Source organism: Fretibacter rubidus, from assembly GCF_041429785.1.
In the GTDB taxonomy this organism is placed as follows: Bacteria; Pseudomonadota; Alphaproteobacteria; order Caulobacterales; family Maricaulaceae; genus Fretibacter; species Fretibacter rubidus.
The window spans coordinates 2,916,011-2,932,780 of record NZ_CP163423.1 but is presented as its reverse complement, the minus strand read 5'-3'; the positions used below and the strand labels follow the sequence as shown (position 1 = coordinate 2,932,780).

Below are 16,770 nucleotides of genomic sequence, written 5' to 3'. Positions count from 1 at the left end.
ATGATACGCTCAAGAGAGACTTAAATGCGCTTTATAAAACAGACATCTTGCGGCTTTCCGTCACTTAAGCGGGCCTCATTAAAAGGCACCGCGCCGCTCGCGCTGCTGGCTGTATTGGGATTGGGCCTGTCTGGGTGTCAGACTATTACCAAAAAAGACACGCCTGCCTTAGCCCCGCCTGCCTCTATGAACGAGACGATTGCGCAGCGTAAGCTTGGCAATAATGTGACCCGCGGGCCGCGAATTTACCGCGATGATTCCGCCCTGACTGACGGCGGACCTGTTGATAGCGTGCGTTTGCCGTCACAACTTGGCACGGTGCCCTCAATTGGCACGGGCTCTATGGGCCAAGGTGAAGGCCGGTCTGCACGCGCACCCCGCAGCGCAGTTAAAACAATAGAGGCTTATGTTACGCCTTTGCCTGTGCCGCAATTTATCAATGTTGTTTACGGCGAAATGCTGAAGGTCCCCTTTGTGGCTGGCAAAGACGTCGCGGCCATGACCGAGATTATATCGCTGCGCAGTTCGGGCACGATGAAAGCGTCGGATTTTCAAAACCTTGTCGAGTTAGCGCTAGAAGAATACGGCGTCCGCGTTGTGCCAGAGGACGGCACTTATAAAATTATCCAAGACGCAGCGCTGCGCTCGCGCATTCCGGTCTTTGTCAAATCTCGCGCCCGCGCCCGCACGCGGTCAGATCTACGCCCCATTGTGCAATTTGTCGAAATGCAGGCGGTCAGTTCCAACGCCATCCTGCCGCTGTTACAAGACACCTTTGGCAACCGCAGTGATAAGCTTAAAATATCCTCTGACCCACAGAGCAATTTCATCATACTGTCGGGTCTGCCAGAGGATGTGAATAGTGCCTTGGCGGTTTTAAATGAACTGGACGAGCTTGATTTTGCAGGCACCCAAGTGCAGCGCTACACGCCGCAATATTGGAACGCTGAAGAATTTGCGACCACGCTGGCCGATGCGCTGCGTGTTGAAGGCTGGGAAGTGTCATCTGACATTAAATTTCGCCAAACCCGTAATATCGTCTTGTTTCCGGTGAAATATTCCAATGATGTCTTTATCTTTGCCAAGACTGACTCGGCGCGCGCGCGGGTCCAAAGCTGGATTCGGGATCTCGACCGTCCTGTTCAGGGCGGTGATACAGAGCAGATTTTCATCTATCAGGTGAAAAATGTCGATGCTGAGATTTTGGCAGAAACAGCTAATTCCGCTATGCGCTCTCAACTTGGCCAAGGCGGCGGGGCTGCGATTATCTTTGGGGGGCCAAGTGGTAATAATAACACCGGCAATGACACAGGGCGAAACACGCTTGGCAGCGTCAGTGGCGGCTTTGGTGATAAATTTGCTGTGGACACATTGGGCAACCGTATTATCTTTACCGGCACGGCCAGTGAATATGACAAGATGGTCGGCCTTTTGGAGCGTCTTGATACGCCCACGCCCGAAGTCCTGATCGAGGTTCAAATTGCCGAGGTCACGCTGACTGATGAAAACAGTTTTGGCGTTGAGTTCTTCATTGATGACTTGGGCAACAATAGCGTGACAGGCACAGTCGCGACCCAAGGCGGTATTGGCCTAGGATCTGGCGGCGTGAATGTGGGGCTGTTGTCAGGCAATATTGACGCCGCGATTAACGCCTTTGCCAGTAATCGCCGCGTTAAAATCCTCTCGACGCCGATTGTGACCGCGCGCTCTGGCGCCGAGGCCGAACTGAGTGTCGGTCAAGAAGTGCCGATTATCACAAGTCAGCGCGCAGCCGATAATCAAAGCGGCGGCGGCGATACCGATATCTTGCAATCGATAGATTATAGAAAGACAGGTGTGCTGCTCGCGATTACGCCGATTGTGTTTTCCGACAACCGTATTGATTTGACCATTTCCCAAGAAGTGTCATCAACCGTGTCCGTCGCCAATTCGACCATTGCCAGCCCAACGATTTCTAATCGTAATATCTTGACCCAATTATCACTAGAGGACGGACAGACGGCTGTGTTGGGTGGTTTGATACAAGAGAGCTTAACCCGCGAAGATACGGGCGTGCCGTTCCTCAAAGACCTTCCTGGCATCGGGGCTGCGTTTTCTAACGAGAGTATTTCCAAAGATACAACAGAGCTTGTTGTCCTTATCACAGCCTATGTCCTGCGGGGGCAAGCCGATAAAGATCAGTTTGTGAACCGCTTGTCGTCGCGTGTTGACCGCGCGCTGGCCGATGATAGCCGCCTTTACACCCTTCGCCCCAAAGAGTTTTAGGGGGCAAGGTGACGCGCGCGCTCAAAGACAGGGTCGATGTCACAAAGGCTGACATAACAGATGACAGCGGCTTTTCCGTATTAGAAGCTTTGGTTGCTATGGCCGTGTTGGCTGCGGCCATGTTGCCAATACTGGCCCTACAAAGCCAGTTCGTGCGCAGTGTTGCTGTGATGGAACGCACAGAGACGCGCTTGTCGGTTGAGGCGGCCGTCCGCGCCCATATCCGCAGCGTGAACCTGACAGAGCGTCCGCGCGGTGACATGAATATGGGGGGCGCAACCCTGCGCTGGACGGCCAGCCCTGCGCTGCCCGAACGTCGTGTGCGCGCTCAGGGCGGTGTGCGTTCGCGTTACGTAACCACGCTTTATAATGTCGAAATCGTGGTCAATTACAACTCAGGAGCGTCTGAAAAGCTCATAATGACAGGTTTAGGCTGGACGCCGACCTCGTCTTACCTTGCAAATCTGTGACTTTTTCGCAACAGCGCGCCAGAAAACTACGGGATTTGTTAACCTTGTTTTTACGAAGATGTGACCGTGAGGGCAATTCCACGCAACTTACGAAAAATACGCGTTTTTTTACACCTTAGAGCCTTATCATCCACTTGACGCGTGATTTTATGCCGCCTATAGCAAGCCTAGGCATAAAAGGGGGTGGCGATTTGATTCCCCGTACTCTTGGATGCTTGCCCTTCAGAAGCGTGCAGTTTCTCTGCACATCAACTTTGATTAACAGGTGAGGAACTCATGAAAATCAAATCACTCCTAGCCGCCGTATCTATGGTGGCCCTTTCAGCCGGCACAGCAGCCGCACTGACTATCCCAGCGACAAGTGTTGTCCCTAACGGCATCATTCCTGCGTTCGAACTACAACTGCCAGGCACTCCAGCCTTGACAGGTAACTTCGCGTTTGACGTGATGACAGAAACTGGTAACTACCCGAACGGTAACAACCTTCTTGTCACTATCAATCTTCCTACTGGCTTGGTCTTCGCATCAAACCTCTCAGGTTCCGCAGTTGTCCCAGCTGCAAACGCTCAAGGCGTTGTCAACGGCGGCGGCACAACAGGCTCAAACACAGTGACACTTCTTGTCTCACTTGACGATGTCTACAACAGCAACGTTCTCTCATTGGCATTGCCACTTCGTTTGGACGCATGTCCAGCGGCTGGTGACTTTGTTGAAGTTCTTGTTCGTACAGAATCAGGCACAAACATCGAAGAAGGTCGTGCAATAACAGCAAACATCATTGCGCCATGTGCATCTGCCATTAACGGCGTCGTCACATCTGACGCAGTTGTTTCTGACACGCAAATCCTTCTGGCTCCATATACTGCCATCGGCGAAGTTCTTGGAACTGGTCCTTTGAATGCAACAGGCACATTGGGTGCGATTAACTACACAATCGCTCCTACAGTGTCCAAAAGCCTTGCGGCTGTCACGCCATTGGTTTCAACAGACGTTGACGCCATTACTTTTGATGTTGCTTTTGAAAATGCAGCGGCCATCACATCTGTAACAGCTGGCGGTATTGCTGGTACGAAAATCGGCAATGTGTTCCGTTTTAACGTAACAGCGCCTGCTGATATCGCGACATTGCTTGACGGCACAGCTGATGACATTGTCATCACTGCCGTTTCTGGCACAACTGTGATCCCAACACAGACAGTTAACGTTGTTAATTCTGGTGTTTCATTCCGCGACACAGGGTCACCTGACCTTATCCTATCCGAAGCAGGCGCAACTGGCGCACTTGACACGCTACAGCGTCAGGGTCGTGAGTTCGGTTTCTTTGACTGGAACTCAGGCGGCGACGGCTCAGGCACAGTGTCTGTATACCGCATCACAGGTTTGACTGGCGCGACAGATTACTCTGTTCAGCTTGAAAACTCTAATGCAAACGGCACATACTCTGGTACATTAACGCCTGACGCGACTGGCGAAGCGATCTTGTTCTCAACAGATCTTGGCGGTACATTGCCAGCGGATGTTGTCCGTTATGACTTCCTGTTAAACTTGGAAACATCATCGACAACAGTTGACGTTGATCGTCTTCTCTCCAAAGGTGGTATCGTGACTTCATATGGTGACGGCGCAAATAACAGCTACAATAACCCGCGTCCTAACCAGCCAAGCGTTGACTCAGACAATACCCTTGGTTCTGAGTAGGCTTTACGCTTAAAATTTAAAGAAACGGCCTCTCTACTCTGGTAGAGGGGCCGTTTTTTTTTTATAAAAAAATGCATTTATCGGGCGTTTACCCGATGGTTAGTGCCTATAAGGACGATTGACGCCGTTCGTATCTATGGTTAAAGTTTTAACTGGGGGCACGAGAGTTTAAAGGCTTTCATTATTTCAAACAGTCATGGCCCCGAGTTATGCCGCAATGTCGCGGCAACCACTTTTCTATGAGGGTCTTATGACGTTTAAATCACTTTTGGCCGCCGCTTCCTTGGTCGCTTTATCTGCTGGCACTGCCGGCGCACTCACAATTCCAGCGACAAGTGTGGTCCCGAACGGCATCATTCCCGCGTTAGAATTACAGCTGCCCGGCACGCCAGCCTTAACCGGTAACTTCACATTCAACGTCGAAACCGAAACAGGTAACTACCCCAATGGTAATAATCTGCTTGTGACGATTAACCTCCCGTCTGGATTGGTTTTTGCCTCTAATTTGTCTGGAAACACAGTCGTGCCAGCGGCAAATGCACAGGGCGTTGTCAATGGCGGCGGCACAACCGGTGCCAATACAGTGACGCTTCTTGTGTCGCTTGATGACATCTATAACAGCAATGTTCTCGGCTTGGCTTTGCCTTTGCGTTTGGACGCTTGTCCAGCGGCTGGTGATTTTGTTGAAGTCCTTGTCCGCACAGAATCAGGCACAAATATCGAAGAAGGTCGCGCCACGACGGCCAATATCATTGCGCCTTGCCAATCGGCGGTAAACGGTGTCGTGGCATCGGATGAGACTACATCTGATACAATCATTAGCCTACCAAGCTATACGACCCTAACCCCGTCACAGCAATTATTCTTCAGTCCAACACCTGTTGGCTCCGTTTTGGGGACAATCGACTTCGCCATTAATCCCCTTGTCTCTAAGAGCTTAACAGCGGTCACGCCTCTTGTGCCTAGCGATATTGAGCGCATCAGAGCCGTTATTCAGTTTGAGGATGTATCGGCATTTGATAATGTCTATATTGATAACCGGACAGCGGGTATTTCATCGTTTTCAAACACAGCGACCTACTCAACAACTGATCCAACTGACCTTGGTGAACTGCTAGACGGCAATCCTGCAAACGGCGAAATTGCTCTTGCTGTGGACGGTACCACGCAGATCCCGACACAGACCGTACGCGTGATCAGCTCAACTGTAGAATTTGTTGATAGCGGCCCTGTGGACTTCATCACTTCAGAAGCGGGCCCCACAGGCAATCTTGATACGCTCCAGCGCGAAGGTCGCGAATTTGGGTTTTTTGACTGGAACTCAGGCGGCGACGGATCGGGCACTGTGACTGTCTACCGCATCACCGGCTTAACGGGCCCTACAGATTTCACTGTGACGCTTGATAATTCCAATGCAGACGGCACATACACAGGGCAATTGACCCCAGATATGACGGGCGAGGCCATCCTATTCTCAACCGATATGGGCGGCACGCTGCCCGATGGTGTCGTGCGTTATGACGCGCTAATTAACTTGGAAACTTCATCAACAACTGTCGATGTTGACCGTCTCCTCTCCAAAGGTGGCATTGTCACAAACTTTGGTGATGGCGCAAATAATAGCTACCGTAACCCTAGCTTTAACCAGCCAAGTTGGGATTCAGACAATCTCCTTGGTTCTGAATAGGCAGCCTTAGCCTTTAACTTGGTCGTTCCTCACGATCCATGGCCCTTCTGCGCTCATACCGTAGGGGGCCATTTTTTATGGAGGCAACGAATAATGCAGGTCTACGATAGTGTATGAATTGCAGCTTTTAATCTGACCGCTCGCGGGTATACTGCAGGCATGTCTATGACCACACCGACATCACCGTCCCGTCTTGCCTCTATTGGCGAGGTCTTGCGTGCGCGGGGTCAAATCACCGATGCAGATTTAACCCAAGCCGAACGTCTCCAAAATGAGGCTGGCGGCCTTTTGGGCCAAGCACTGCTCCGCATTGGTGCGGTGTCAGAGGAAGACTTGCTATCCGCGCAATCCGCGCAATTGGGGCTGCCCATTATGTCCGCAGGCGCGGTCAGCATTACGCCTGATGACTACAGCCGCGCCATGACTGCATTGGGATTAACGGCGCGGTGGCTGTCCTCTCGCGGGGCCGCCGTCTGGCAAGAGGCGGATAGCGACACGGTGCATTTAGTGGCGCAAAATATCCTTAACCCCGAACTTCGCGAAGTCATTGAGGGCCGCGCCTACCGCGCAGGACTGGCGTTGCGCGATTATGTGTCGTCCAATCAAACGGTTGAAAAAGCCGTCTTTCATATCCGCGACGAAGGGCCGAGCGGCGACGGCAATACCGATGACGACACAGCGCGCTTGCGTGAAATGGCCGAAGAAGCCCCTGTCATTGATTTCGTCAACCGCGTGTTTTCCACCGCGCTGCGCGAAAATGCGTCCGATATTCACATAGAGCCGTTTGAGCATAAATTCCAAGTTCGCTACCGCATTGACGGTGTGCTCCATACCAAACAATCTGACCCAAAATCGCAATTTGACGCGGTTGCCAGCCGTATAAAGCTGCTCTCTGGGATGGATATTGCCGAACGGCGGCTTCCCCAAGATGGTCGTCAGTCTATCCGTTTTGCGGGCCAAGATATTGACCTGCGCGTCTCTGCCCTGCCGGGTACCTGGGGCGAGAGCCTCGTCATGCGGCTGTTGAAAAAAGAAACAGAGCTGCCCGACCTAGAAGCCATTGGTCTGGACGGTCATGCCAAAGCCGTGCTGCAAGACCTGCTGTCCCAACCCAACGGGATTATCCTTGTCACCGGGCCAACGGGATCGGGTAAATCCACCACGCTTTACCGCGGCCTTCGGGGCTTAAACGATGGTGTGCGCAAGATCATCACCATCGAAGACCCGGTCGAATATGACATGGACGGCATCATCCAAATCCAGACCAATGCCGCCATTGGTTACAGCTTTGCCAAGGGGTTGCGCGCCATCCTTCGCCAAGATCCTGATATTATCATGGTCGGCGAAATCCGTGACGGCGAGACCGCAACGATTGCCGCCCAAGCCGCGCTAACGGGTCACTTGGTGCTCTCGACGCTTCATACCAATTCTGCACTCGCCGCTGTCGCACGTCTCATCGATATCGGGCTAGAGCCTTATATGGTGATTTCCGCCGTGAGGGGGCTGGTCGCGCAGCGCCTTGTGCGGCGTCTATGTGATAACTGTGCGGTGGACGTTAAAAAACCCGACGGCGAGGATATGATTTGGTCCATGGTCAAATCAGGCGCGATTATCGACCCGACAAAGCTCAGCGGCAAAGCGCGTTGGCGCGAAAGCAAGGGCTGCGAAAAATGCTCCCATACAGGCTATCTTGGCCGGGTTGCTATTTTCGAGACTGTCAAAATTGACGACGCCCTATCAGAGGACATCCTCAAAGGCGCGTCCTTGCCAAAATTACTCTCAAATGCCCGCGCGCAAGGCTTTATCACCTTGCTCGAAGACGGTATATTAAAAGCGCGTAGCGGCGTGACGTCGCTGACGGAGGTGTTTCGCGTCTGCGGGGCGTCGACGCTCGATTTAAACCAAGGTGATACGGATGCTTAGATTAAAAAACACCCCCCAAAAGCCGTCCAAAGAGGCTGGTTACTCCCTGCTCGAAATCCTTGTTGTGCTGGCCATTATCGCGGCGCTGGCCGCTGTTGTTGCGCCGCGCCTGTTTGGTAATGTCGACAAAGCCAAGCAAACTGCAACACAGGCGCAAGTCAAATCTCTGCGCCTCGCGCTTGATACCTATGCGCTGGATACGGGCCGCTACCCGAATGCGCAAGAAGGCATGGCGGTGCTATTTACCCCGCCCGCCGGGGATAATGGCTCTTGGGCTGGCCCCTATATGGAAGGCACCATGCCGCTCGACCCGTGGGATAATGCCTATATCTATCAACCGCCGCTGATGACTGACAATGGTCGCCAGACTGTGCCGCTGGTCATTTCCTACGGCGCAGACGGCGCACCGGGTGGTGTGGGTCTTAATGCCGATATCTCCAGTTCATAAGTCCAATCAAAACGCCAAGCAGTGCAGAGCAAAAAGCGCAGCTGACGCGGGCTTTTCAATCTTGGAAATTATCATTGTCCTGACCATCATGGGCATTATGCTTTCGCTCGTCGGGGCGCGGATGATGACCTCGCTAGAGGCCACGCGTTTTGCCCGCACCGTTGATGCCGCCATGGCCGATATACGCCTTATCCGCGCCGATGCCATGTTATCAAAACAGCCGCGCTACATTGTGACTGACAGCTCTATACGCAGCCTTGATGAGGCGACACCCACGGCGCATATCAAAGCTTTATCCGTGCCGCCTGATTGGCGTGTGATGGGTAACACAATCACAATATCACCCAGCGGTGTTTGCGCGGGTGGCCGCTTTCGTATTATCGCCCCAGACGGGCGGCGGGCCGATTACGTGATTGCCCCGCCAAAATGCGAGGCCACACGGCTGACATTGGACGCGGGATAATGCTTTACGCCTTTGCATTTGTCTTGGCGGCGATACTGCTGGCCCTGACCGTGATTGATATTAAACACTTCCGTTTGCCAGATTATCTGACCTTTCCGCTGATTGGACTGGGTCTGTTGCAGGGCTATGTTTTGCACAGCGATATTCTGCCTTTCGCCATTGGCGCGGTCGCGGGCTATGCGGCCTTTGTGCTGATAGAGATTGGCTTTAAGCGTCTGCGCGGCATTGACGGCTTGGGCAGGGGGGACGCGAAACTCCTCGCGGCGGCAGGTGCATGGTGCGGATGGCTATGGCTGCCGCAGGTCGTGCTCATCGGCAGTTTGGCCGCCATAGCCGCCGTGCTGTTTATGCGCCTTCGGGACAAAGCCGTGACTGCGCAAACGGCCATTCCCTTTGGCCCGTTTCTGGCCTTTGGCCTCGCGGTTGTCTGGAGCGTGCAGAGCTTCCATCACGTCCCACTCTAGGCCGTCTCGAAGATCACCATGCTCTGCCCGCGCGGGTGATTAAACGTTTCTATATCAACCACGCGCCAGCCCGTTTTACCCGCCAGATAATCCATATCGCCGCGCGTATAATGATAAGGGTCTTGGCACATATAGGTGACAATCCCGTCGAGCTGTTCTTGTCGTGCGGTTTGGTTGTCCTCAGAGACATGGAAAATCGTCGCGTAAAACCGTGCGCCGTCGCTCATGACAGGCCGCAAATTACGCAGGCATAGCGCGATAGAATTCATTGTTAAATGGGTGAATAATGATAACGCTAAGGCACTATCCATATCCCGCCAGCTGGTTGGAAACGCGAACGCCTCTGCCGCGACCAAATTACCTGGCGCGATTTTATCCAGCAGCCCCAGCGGCGCAATTTCGTGGGTCAGGCCCGCGTCAATCAGCGCGCGGTTGATATCAAATCCGAAATAATGAAACGGGTTTAAATGCCCGATAAAGTGCCGCCCGCCGCGCATGGACCCGCAGGCCACATCAACAAAACGGTCCGTGGGGGCCAGGCCTTTGCCTACCATATAATCAAATTGTAATTGCCCAATTTCGTCCCAACGCCCGCCAACAAAAGCGCGGTGCTGCCCCGTGCGAAGGCGCTCTGCCGCCAGCTCTTTATCGATATATTGGTTTTCCATTTTGGGCCTATTTACGCAAAATCATACAGGCTTGTCATGGCGAGTACGATTGAAATGACAATGGTGCCGACAATGGCGGCGATAATCAAAATCGCAATGGGTTCGGCCAGCGCGGAGAGCCGCTTGGTGAGTTGCCGCGTCTCGCTCTCTTGAGTTTCGCCGACGAATAATAACATATCCGCCAGACCGCCCGACGTGCGCCCCGTGCGAATAAGGTCAATGGTCAGCGGGTCAAAATCAGAAATGTTTTCGTCCAGCACTTCATCGACATTCCGGCCTGCCCGAATTTCAGAGCGCACAATCCGCATCCCCGCCCGAAGACGCGGGGAGCGTAAACCAAGCTCTCCCAGTTGCAGGGCGGTCAAAATATCCGCGCCATTATCCAGCGCAATGCCCACAGTACGTGACCAACCGCCGAGATCGGATTGGATCAGCACGGGCCCAATAATAGGCAGACCTTCGGCAAAAGACCGCAGCCCGTCTTTAAACTTTTTGCTGCGTGACAGGGCAATCGCGCCGACCGCAAGGCCGCCCATCGCGGATAGGACAAGGATAAGATTATTTTTCAGCCCCACACCCGCCCCAATGACGATGCGCGACATAGCGGGCAGATTATCGCGATTATCCCCGATCAGCGTATCAAAACGCGGCACAATAAACAGGAACATCAGGAACACTAAAATCCCGCCAATCACGGCTAGGAATATGGGATAGGATAATGAGGTGCGGATTTCCTCGCGCATGCTGTCTTCATATTCCATGCGGTTCGCGGCATCTGATAAGGCCTTGGCCGATTGCCCTGTGGCTTCGCCTAATTCGGCCAGGCGCGGGACATATCGCGGCAATGACGGGATATGGGTTTCCATGGCGGTTGACAGCCGTTCGCCCGCGCGCAAATCTTTGCGGATGCCTTTGGACGCACTGGCTAAGGTCGGGTGAGCATTAGACCGCGCAAGGCTGGCCAGCGCCTCTAGCAGCGTCACGCCTGCCGATAAAAGTGTCGCAAGCTGGCGCACATAACGCGCCATATCGCGGTATTTAATGGCTTTGGTTGCGGTGAAAAATTGTGTTTGTTCTGGCTTTTCAGATATCTCAAAGGGGTCAAGCTTGCGACGCTGTAATTGCGCATAGGCGGCCGTTTCGTCCGTCGCGTCAATCTCGCCGCGCACAGTGACCGCATTGCGGTCCAGAGCCTTATATTTAAACGTCGCCATAGCATGTCTTTACAGCAAATCAGCGCAAAGAAAAGGCCGCGCAGACGGTGCCGCGCGGCCTTTTATCAGGATGTGATTAGGGCTTAGTGATCTGAAATATCACGCAGCTCCGATGTGCCGTCTCGCTCATAATCCTTGGTCAGTTTAATAATGACCCCGGATAGCGCCAGAAGCGCGATGAGGTTTGGTGCCGTCATGGCCGCAGAGGCGACATCACCCAAGCGCCAGATAAAGTCAATTTCCTGCACGGCGCCAAGCCACACAGCCCCGCACCAGAACAGGCGGAAGACGAGGAAGTTCTTAACTCCGAACAAATAGCCCAAAGCCCGTTCACCGTAATAACACCAGCCCAAAACGGTAGTAAAAGCAAAGACCATCATCGCAACCGCGATAATCCATGTGCCGCCCGGGACAGTATCCGCAAAGGCAAGCGAGGTCAGCTCGGCCGATTCAAATGTTGATTGCCATGCGTGGATTGTCGCCACACCGTCCGCGTCAACATAGCTGCCCGTTGCCGTCAGGATAACAAGCGCCGTCATCGTACAGATAATCAGCGTATCAATGACCGTGCCGAGCATACCGATGCGGGCTTGGGTAACAGGGTCTTTCACCGTGGCAGCTGCGTGCGCCATAGGGGCAGAACCCTGACCCGCCTCATTAGAAAACAGACCGCGGGCCACGCCTGCACGAATGGCGGCAATTACCGCTGCACCCGCAAAGCCGCCGCCTGCCGCAGAGCCTGTAAAGGCATAGTGGAAGATGGAGCCAAAGGCATATGGGATTTGATCCCAATTGGCGATAATCACAAAGAGCGCCACAAGGATGTAAACAACGGCCATTGTCGGCACGAGGCGTGAAGCCACTTTACCAATGGATTTAATGCCGCCAATAATCACCGCAAAGACGGCCAGTGCAACAACGCCGCCTGTGATCCATGTTGGGATACCGTTTTCCATGCCGCCCATACCGCGTGTCGCCGATGTCACAGCAGACGCGACCGAATTAGACTGGATCATATTACCTGTCACGAAAGCCGCAAATAACGCGCCGCAGGCAAAGGTCACGGCCAGCCATTTATATTTTTTGCCCATGCCTTCTTCGATGTAATACATTGGCCCGCCGACGACTTCGCCAGAGCTATTTTTCGTGCGGTACTGCACAGCGAGCAAGCTTTCTGCGTATTTCGTGGTCACACCCAAAATCGCAACAACCCACATCCAGAAAATCGCGCCCGGTCCGCCAATGCCAATGGCGGTGGCCACACCAGCGATGTTACCTGTGCCAACGGTCGCCGCCATAGCGGTTGCTAAGGCCTGGAAGGGTGTAATCTCGCCTTCTGTGCCTGTGCTTTTTTGGCCCAGCAGTTTGAAAGACGACGGAATACGGCGCAGACAAATCGCACCTGTCATCAAGGTTAGGAATAAGCCCGTGCCCAGCAATAATATCGTCAGCGGTCCTGACCATAAGAAATTTGAAAAGGCCGTAACCCCGTCTTTAAAGCCTTCCCAAGCGGGATAACCACCTGATGCCTGCATAATGGATTGAAATGTCATGAGATCCCCAAAGGTTAATTATATTTCTGCACAATAAGCGCCGCGCGCAACAGTGCAACGATTTTATCGGGCTGTGCCGCTTTATGGCCTGACACTGCGCGCTGGCTGATGTAAAGCGCCTCTGATGATAACCAAAGCACATAATTGGGGCAGCAGCTACGGAATGAGATGCTATGCCCCGTAAACGCAAAGGTGACCCGGTTCATGGCTGGGTGAATTTGGATAAGCCTTACGGCTTGGGCTCGACCTCGGCTGTGGGGAAATTACGCTGGTTGTTTAATGCCGCCAAAGCGGGCCATGCGGGGACGCTCGACCCGCTGGCGAGTGGCGTGCTGCCTATTGCGCTGGGTGAGGCGACCAAAACTGTCGCCTTTATGCAAGACGCGATTAAGGGCTATGACTTTACGATAGCCTGGGGCGAGAACACATCGACATGGGACGTTGAGGGCGAGGTGACGCAAGTGTCCGACGTGCGGCCAATACGCGGCCAGATTGAGGCTGTGTTGCCTGATTTCACCGGCGATATTTCCCAAATCCCGCCGAAGTTTTCCGCGATTAAAGTTGACGGCAAGCGGGCCTATGATTTGGCGCGCGGAGGTGAGGATATCACCTTGGCCGCGCGGTCTGTATATGTGGAGGCGTTGACGTTGACCGATTGCACGGATGACAGCGCGTCGTTTTCTGTCATCTGCGGCAAAGGCACTTATGTGCGCTCGCTCGCCCGCGATATTAGCGCTGCACTCGGCACGTGCGGTCATGTGACCCATTTGCGGCGCACCCGTGTGGGGCCGTTCACGCTGGATAATGCGGTCAGCCTAGAGGCGCTGATTAAGACGCTGGAACCTGCGCGTGAGGCCTATAAGCAGGCGCAAGCTGAGGCCACTGAAAAGGGACTTGCGATGCCCGCCCAAAGCTGTCATAGGAGCGGCGTTTTAGGGATGTTGCGTCCCGTTAAGACCGCACTGGACGACATCCCGGTTCTGGCCATAACGGACACCGACGCAACGGAGCTAAAGCACGGACGAGCGATAGCGCTGCCCGCGACTTTGGACGGTTCCCAGCCTTGGGTTTTGTGCACAGAAAACGGCGTTGAGATTGCTCTCTGTTCACCGCGCGACGGGACATTATATCCCAAACGCGTATTTAATTTGTAATCAATTATGGAGATCACGATGTCGATTACACCCGAACGCAAAGCTGCGTTGATTAAAGAATACGGCGTCAAAGACGGCGATACAGGTTCACCCGAAGTGCAAGTCGCTATCCTAACGGAGCGCATTGCTAATCTGACGGAACACACCAAAGTTAATAAAAAAGATAATCACTCACGCCGCGGCCTTTTGGCTATGGTGAGCCAGCGTCGCCGCTTGCTCGATTATGTGAAGAAAAAAGACGAGGCCCGCTACACTGGCCTTATTACGAAATTAGGTCTGCGTCGTTAATTCAAGAATGACCAGCTAATGAAGATCGCCGCCTCGTCATAGGGACAAGGCGGCTTTCTACGATTGTGTTCATAGGGAACGCGGTCGTCAATGACTGTACGAAGAAAGAAAGATTGTACGATATGTTTAATAAACACACTGTTGAAATTGATTGGGCGGGACGTCCTCTCAAACTCGAAACTGGCGGCATGGCCCGCCAAGCGGACGGCGCCGTTATCGCCACTTATGGCGAGACGGTTGTTCTGGCCACTGTTTGTGGCGCGAAGTCACAAAAACCGGGCATGGATTTCTTCCCTCTGACCGTGAACTATATGGAAAAGTTTTACGCCGCCGGTAAAGTCCCAGGCGGATATTTCAAACGCGAAGGCCGCCCAACAGAGCGCGAGACATTGATCAGCCGTCTAACCGACCGCCCGATCCGTCCATTGTTCCCAAAGGGTTATAAAAACGAAGTGCAAGTGGTTATCACTGTGCTGCAACACGACCTAGAGAATGAGCCCGATGTTATCGGCATGATCGCAGCCTCTGCGGCGCTCTCTATTTCTGGTCTGCCGTTTATGGGCCCGATTGCGGCTGCCCGTGTTGGCCTGATCGAAGGTCACTATGTGCTAAACCCAACGCTTGACGAAATGGAAGAGTCTGAGCTTGACCTTGTTGTTGCGGGTACGCGCGACGCCGTCATGATGGTGGAATCAGAGGCCAAAGAACTCACGGAAGAGCAAATGCTCGGCGCTGTGATGTTTGCCCACGAATCTGGTGAAGAAGTTATCGACATGATCGAAGAGCTAACCAAGCTCGCCGGTAAAGAGAAATGGGACTTCACATCGCCTGATTACTCAGCAGAGAAAAAAGCCCTCGCAAAGGTCGCGGAAAAAGGCATCAAAGCCGCTTATAAGAAAACCGACAAAATGGAGCGTCAAGAAATCTTGCGCGAAACCCGCGCGGATGCGTGGGAAAAACTCGGTGTGTCGGATGACAATCCAGACGGCATGAGCTCTGGCGTTTTCGGCGATTGCTTTAAATCTATCGAATCGACAACGGTTCGCTCCTCTGTGATTAAAACAGGCAAGCGTATCGATGGCCGTAAATTGGACCAAGTCCGTCCCATCGTATCAGAAGCTGGCACACTGCCCCGCACACACGGCTCTGCCCTGTTTACGCGCGGCGAGACACAGGCGCTTTGCGTGGCGACACTTGGTACATCGGATGACGAGCAATTCGTTGATCAGCTTACAGGCACGATTAAGAACAAGTTCTTATTGCACTATAACTTCCCGCCATACTCTGTGGGGGAATGTGGTCGCATGGGCGGCACATCACGCCGCGAACATGGACACGGTAAGCTTGCGTGGCGCGCGCTACAGGCTGTTCTGCCTGATGCCGAAGAGTTCCCATACACAATCCGCTTGGTGTCAGAGATCATGGAATCAAATGGGTCCTCCTCTATGGCAACTGTGTGTGGCTGTTCGCTGGCCATGATGGACGCCGGCGTGCCGATTAAGCGCCCTGTCTCTGGTATTGCCATGGGCCTGATTAAAGACGACGACGGCATTGCTGTTTTGTCTGACATCTTGGGCGACGAAGATCACCTTGGCGATATGGACTTTAAAGTCGCGGGTACATCAGAGGGCATCACGTCTTTGCAGATGGACATCAAAATCGCGGGTATTTCAGAAGAGATCATGACCACAGCGCTAGAACAAGCGCATGCAGGTCGCCTTCATATCCTTGGCGAGATGAACAAGGGTCTGTCGGCTGCCCGTGAAGACGTTGGTGAATTTGCACCGCGCATTGAAACGATGAAGATTAAAGTGGACAAAATCCGCGACGTCATCGGCACAGGCGGCAAGGTCATCCGTGAAATCGTTGACACAACAGGCGCGCGCGTCTCTGTCGAAGATGACGGCACGATTAAGATTGCCTCAAACGATCAAAAATCAATTGATGCGGCCCGCGCGTGGATTCACGGTCTGACTGCTGATCCAGAAGTGGGCATGATCTACAAAGGTAAAGTCGTGAAAGTCGTCGATTTTGGTGCTTTCGTGAACTTCTTTGGTCCCAAAGACGGCCTTGTGCATGTGTCTCACATCGCCCAAGAACGCGTCAATCACCCGTCTGATTACTTGAAAGAAGGCCAAGAGGTCTTCGTCAAGCTCATGGGCTTTGATGACCGCGGCAAAGTGCGTCTATCCATGAAATTCGTCGACCAAGAAACAGGCGAAGAAACACCCCGCGAACCTCGCGAAGACAAAGGCGACGACAAGCCAAAGCGTTCACGCGGCAAGAAATCTGATGATGATAAAAATTCAGACGACAAACCCCGCCGCCGCCGCCGCGGTAAAAAATCCGAAGAAGAAGAGTAGTCTCTCTCGGTTATAAAATAGAAAAGCCCGGCCAAATGGTCGGGCTTTTTTGTTGTGATTAAAGGGGGACGTTGGGCGGTAGGGCGGCGGTGGTAGTTATTATGCTTTAATG

Annotated in this window: 14 protein-coding genes; 11 read left to right on the top strand and 3 right to left on the bottom strand. The window is 53.3% G+C overall.

Annotated features, from left to right (window positions below):
* The first annotated feature begins 24 nt into the window (after positions 1 to 24).
* The 8 genes from AB6B37_RS13580 (at position 25) to AB6B37_RS13545 (ending at position 9,418) form a co-directional block, all read left to right on the top strand.
* Positions 25 to 2,265, top strand: a complete 2,241-nt coding sequence (locus AB6B37_RS13580) for a hypothetical protein (protein ID WP_371396364.1) — start codon at positions 25 to 27, stop codon at positions 2,263 to 2,265.
* Positions 2,266 to 2,273: 8 nt separating this feature from the next.
* Positions 2,274 to 2,735 carry a hypothetical protein gene (locus tag AB6B37_RS13575; RefSeq protein WP_371396363.1) on the top strand — a complete coding sequence of 154 codons (462 nt, stop codon included), beginning with the start codon at positions 2,274 to 2,276 and terminating at the stop codon, positions 2,733 to 2,735.
* A 276-nt stretch (positions 2,736 to 3,011) separates the two neighbouring features.
* Positions 3,012 to 4,433 carry a hypothetical protein gene (locus AB6B37_RS13570; protein WP_371396362.1) on the top strand — a complete coding sequence of 474 codons (1,422 nt, stop codon included), beginning with the start codon at positions 3,012 to 3,014 and terminating at the stop codon, positions 4,431 to 4,433.
* A gap of 250 nt (positions 4,434 to 4,683) precedes the next feature.
* Positions 4,684 to 6,120 (top strand): hypothetical protein, encoded by a 1,437-nt coding sequence (locus tag AB6B37_RS13565; protein WP_371396361.1) that lies wholly within the window; start codon positions 4,684 to 4,686, stop codon positions 6,118 to 6,120.
* Positions 6,121 to 6,285: 165 nt separating this feature from the next.
* Positions 6,286 to 8,043, top strand: coding sequence for a GspE/PulE family protein (locus AB6B37_RS13560; protein ID WP_371396360.1), 1,758 nt, complete (start codon positions 6,286 to 6,288; stop codon positions 8,041 to 8,043).
* Positions 8,036 to 8,491, top strand: coding sequence for a type II secretion system major pseudopilin GspG (gspG, locus tag AB6B37_RS13555; RefSeq protein WP_371396359.1), 456 nt, complete (start codon positions 8,036 to 8,038; stop codon positions 8,489 to 8,491). Before AB6B37_RS13560 ends, gspG begins: the two co-directional genes overlap by 8 nt.
* Positions 8,469 to 8,954, top strand: coding sequence for a Tfp pilus assembly protein FimT/FimU (locus AB6B37_RS13550; protein WP_371396358.1), 486 nt, complete (start codon positions 8,469 to 8,471; stop codon positions 8,952 to 8,954). The genes gspG and AB6B37_RS13550 overlap by 23 nt, the downstream gene beginning before the upstream one ends.
* Positions 8,954 to 9,418: an A24 family peptidase gene (locus AB6B37_RS13545; RefSeq protein ID WP_371396357.1), complete on the top strand. Its 465-nt coding sequence runs from the start codon at positions 8,954 to 8,956 to the stop codon at positions 9,416 to 9,418. The genes AB6B37_RS13550 and AB6B37_RS13545 overlap by 1 nt, the downstream gene beginning before the upstream one ends.
* Here the strand turns inward: AB6B37_RS13545 and AB6B37_RS13540 are convergent.
* The 3 genes from AB6B37_RS13540 to AB6B37_RS13530 all read right to left on the bottom strand — a co-directional run bounded on the left by AB6B37_RS13540 (position 9,415) and on the right by AB6B37_RS13530 (position 12,853).
* Positions 9,415 to 10,086, bottom strand: a complete 672-nt coding sequence (locus tag AB6B37_RS13540) for a hypothetical protein (protein WP_371396355.1) — start codon at positions 10,084 to 10,086, stop codon at positions 9,415 to 9,417. The genes AB6B37_RS13545 and AB6B37_RS13540 overlap by 4 nt on opposite strands.
* An 11-nt stretch (positions 10,087 to 10,097) precedes the next feature.
* Positions 10,098 to 11,300 carry a type II secretion system F family protein gene (locus tag AB6B37_RS13535; protein ID WP_371396354.1) on the bottom strand — a complete coding sequence of 401 codons (1,203 nt, stop codon included), beginning with the start codon at positions 11,298 to 11,300 and terminating at the stop codon, positions 10,098 to 10,100.
* An 83-nt stretch (positions 11,301 to 11,383) separates the two neighbouring features.
* Entirely contained in the window at positions 11,384 to 12,853 is a 1,470-nt protein-coding gene (locus tag AB6B37_RS13530; RefSeq protein ID WP_371396353.1) for an alanine/glycine:cation symporter family protein, read from the bottom strand.
* Between the two features lie 173 nt (positions 12,854 to 13,026).
* On the opposite strand from AB6B37_RS13530, the gene truB reads away from it, so the two are divergent.
* The 3 genes from truB (at position 13,027) to pnp (ending at position 16,658) form a co-directional block, all read left to right on the top strand.
* Positions 13,027 to 14,007 (top strand): tRNA pseudouridine(55) synthase TruB, encoded by a 981-nt coding sequence (gene truB / locus AB6B37_RS13525; RefSeq protein ID WP_371396352.1) that lies wholly within the window; start codon positions 13,027 to 13,029, stop codon positions 14,005 to 14,007.
* Between the two features lie 18 nt (positions 14,008 to 14,025).
* Complete coding sequence (gene rpsO / locus AB6B37_RS13520) at positions 14,026 to 14,295, top strand: 30S ribosomal protein S15 (protein ID WP_371396351.1); 270 nt, start codon at positions 14,026 to 14,028, stop codon at positions 14,293 to 14,295.
* Positions 14,296 to 14,417: 122 nt separating this feature from the next.
* Positions 14,418 to 16,658 carry a polyribonucleotide nucleotidyltransferase gene (gene pnp / locus AB6B37_RS13515; RefSeq protein ID WP_371396350.1) on the top strand — a complete coding sequence of 747 codons (2,241 nt, stop codon included), beginning with the start codon at positions 14,418 to 14,420 and terminating at the stop codon, positions 16,656 to 16,658.
* Positions 16,659 to 16,770: the final 112 nt, after the last annotated feature.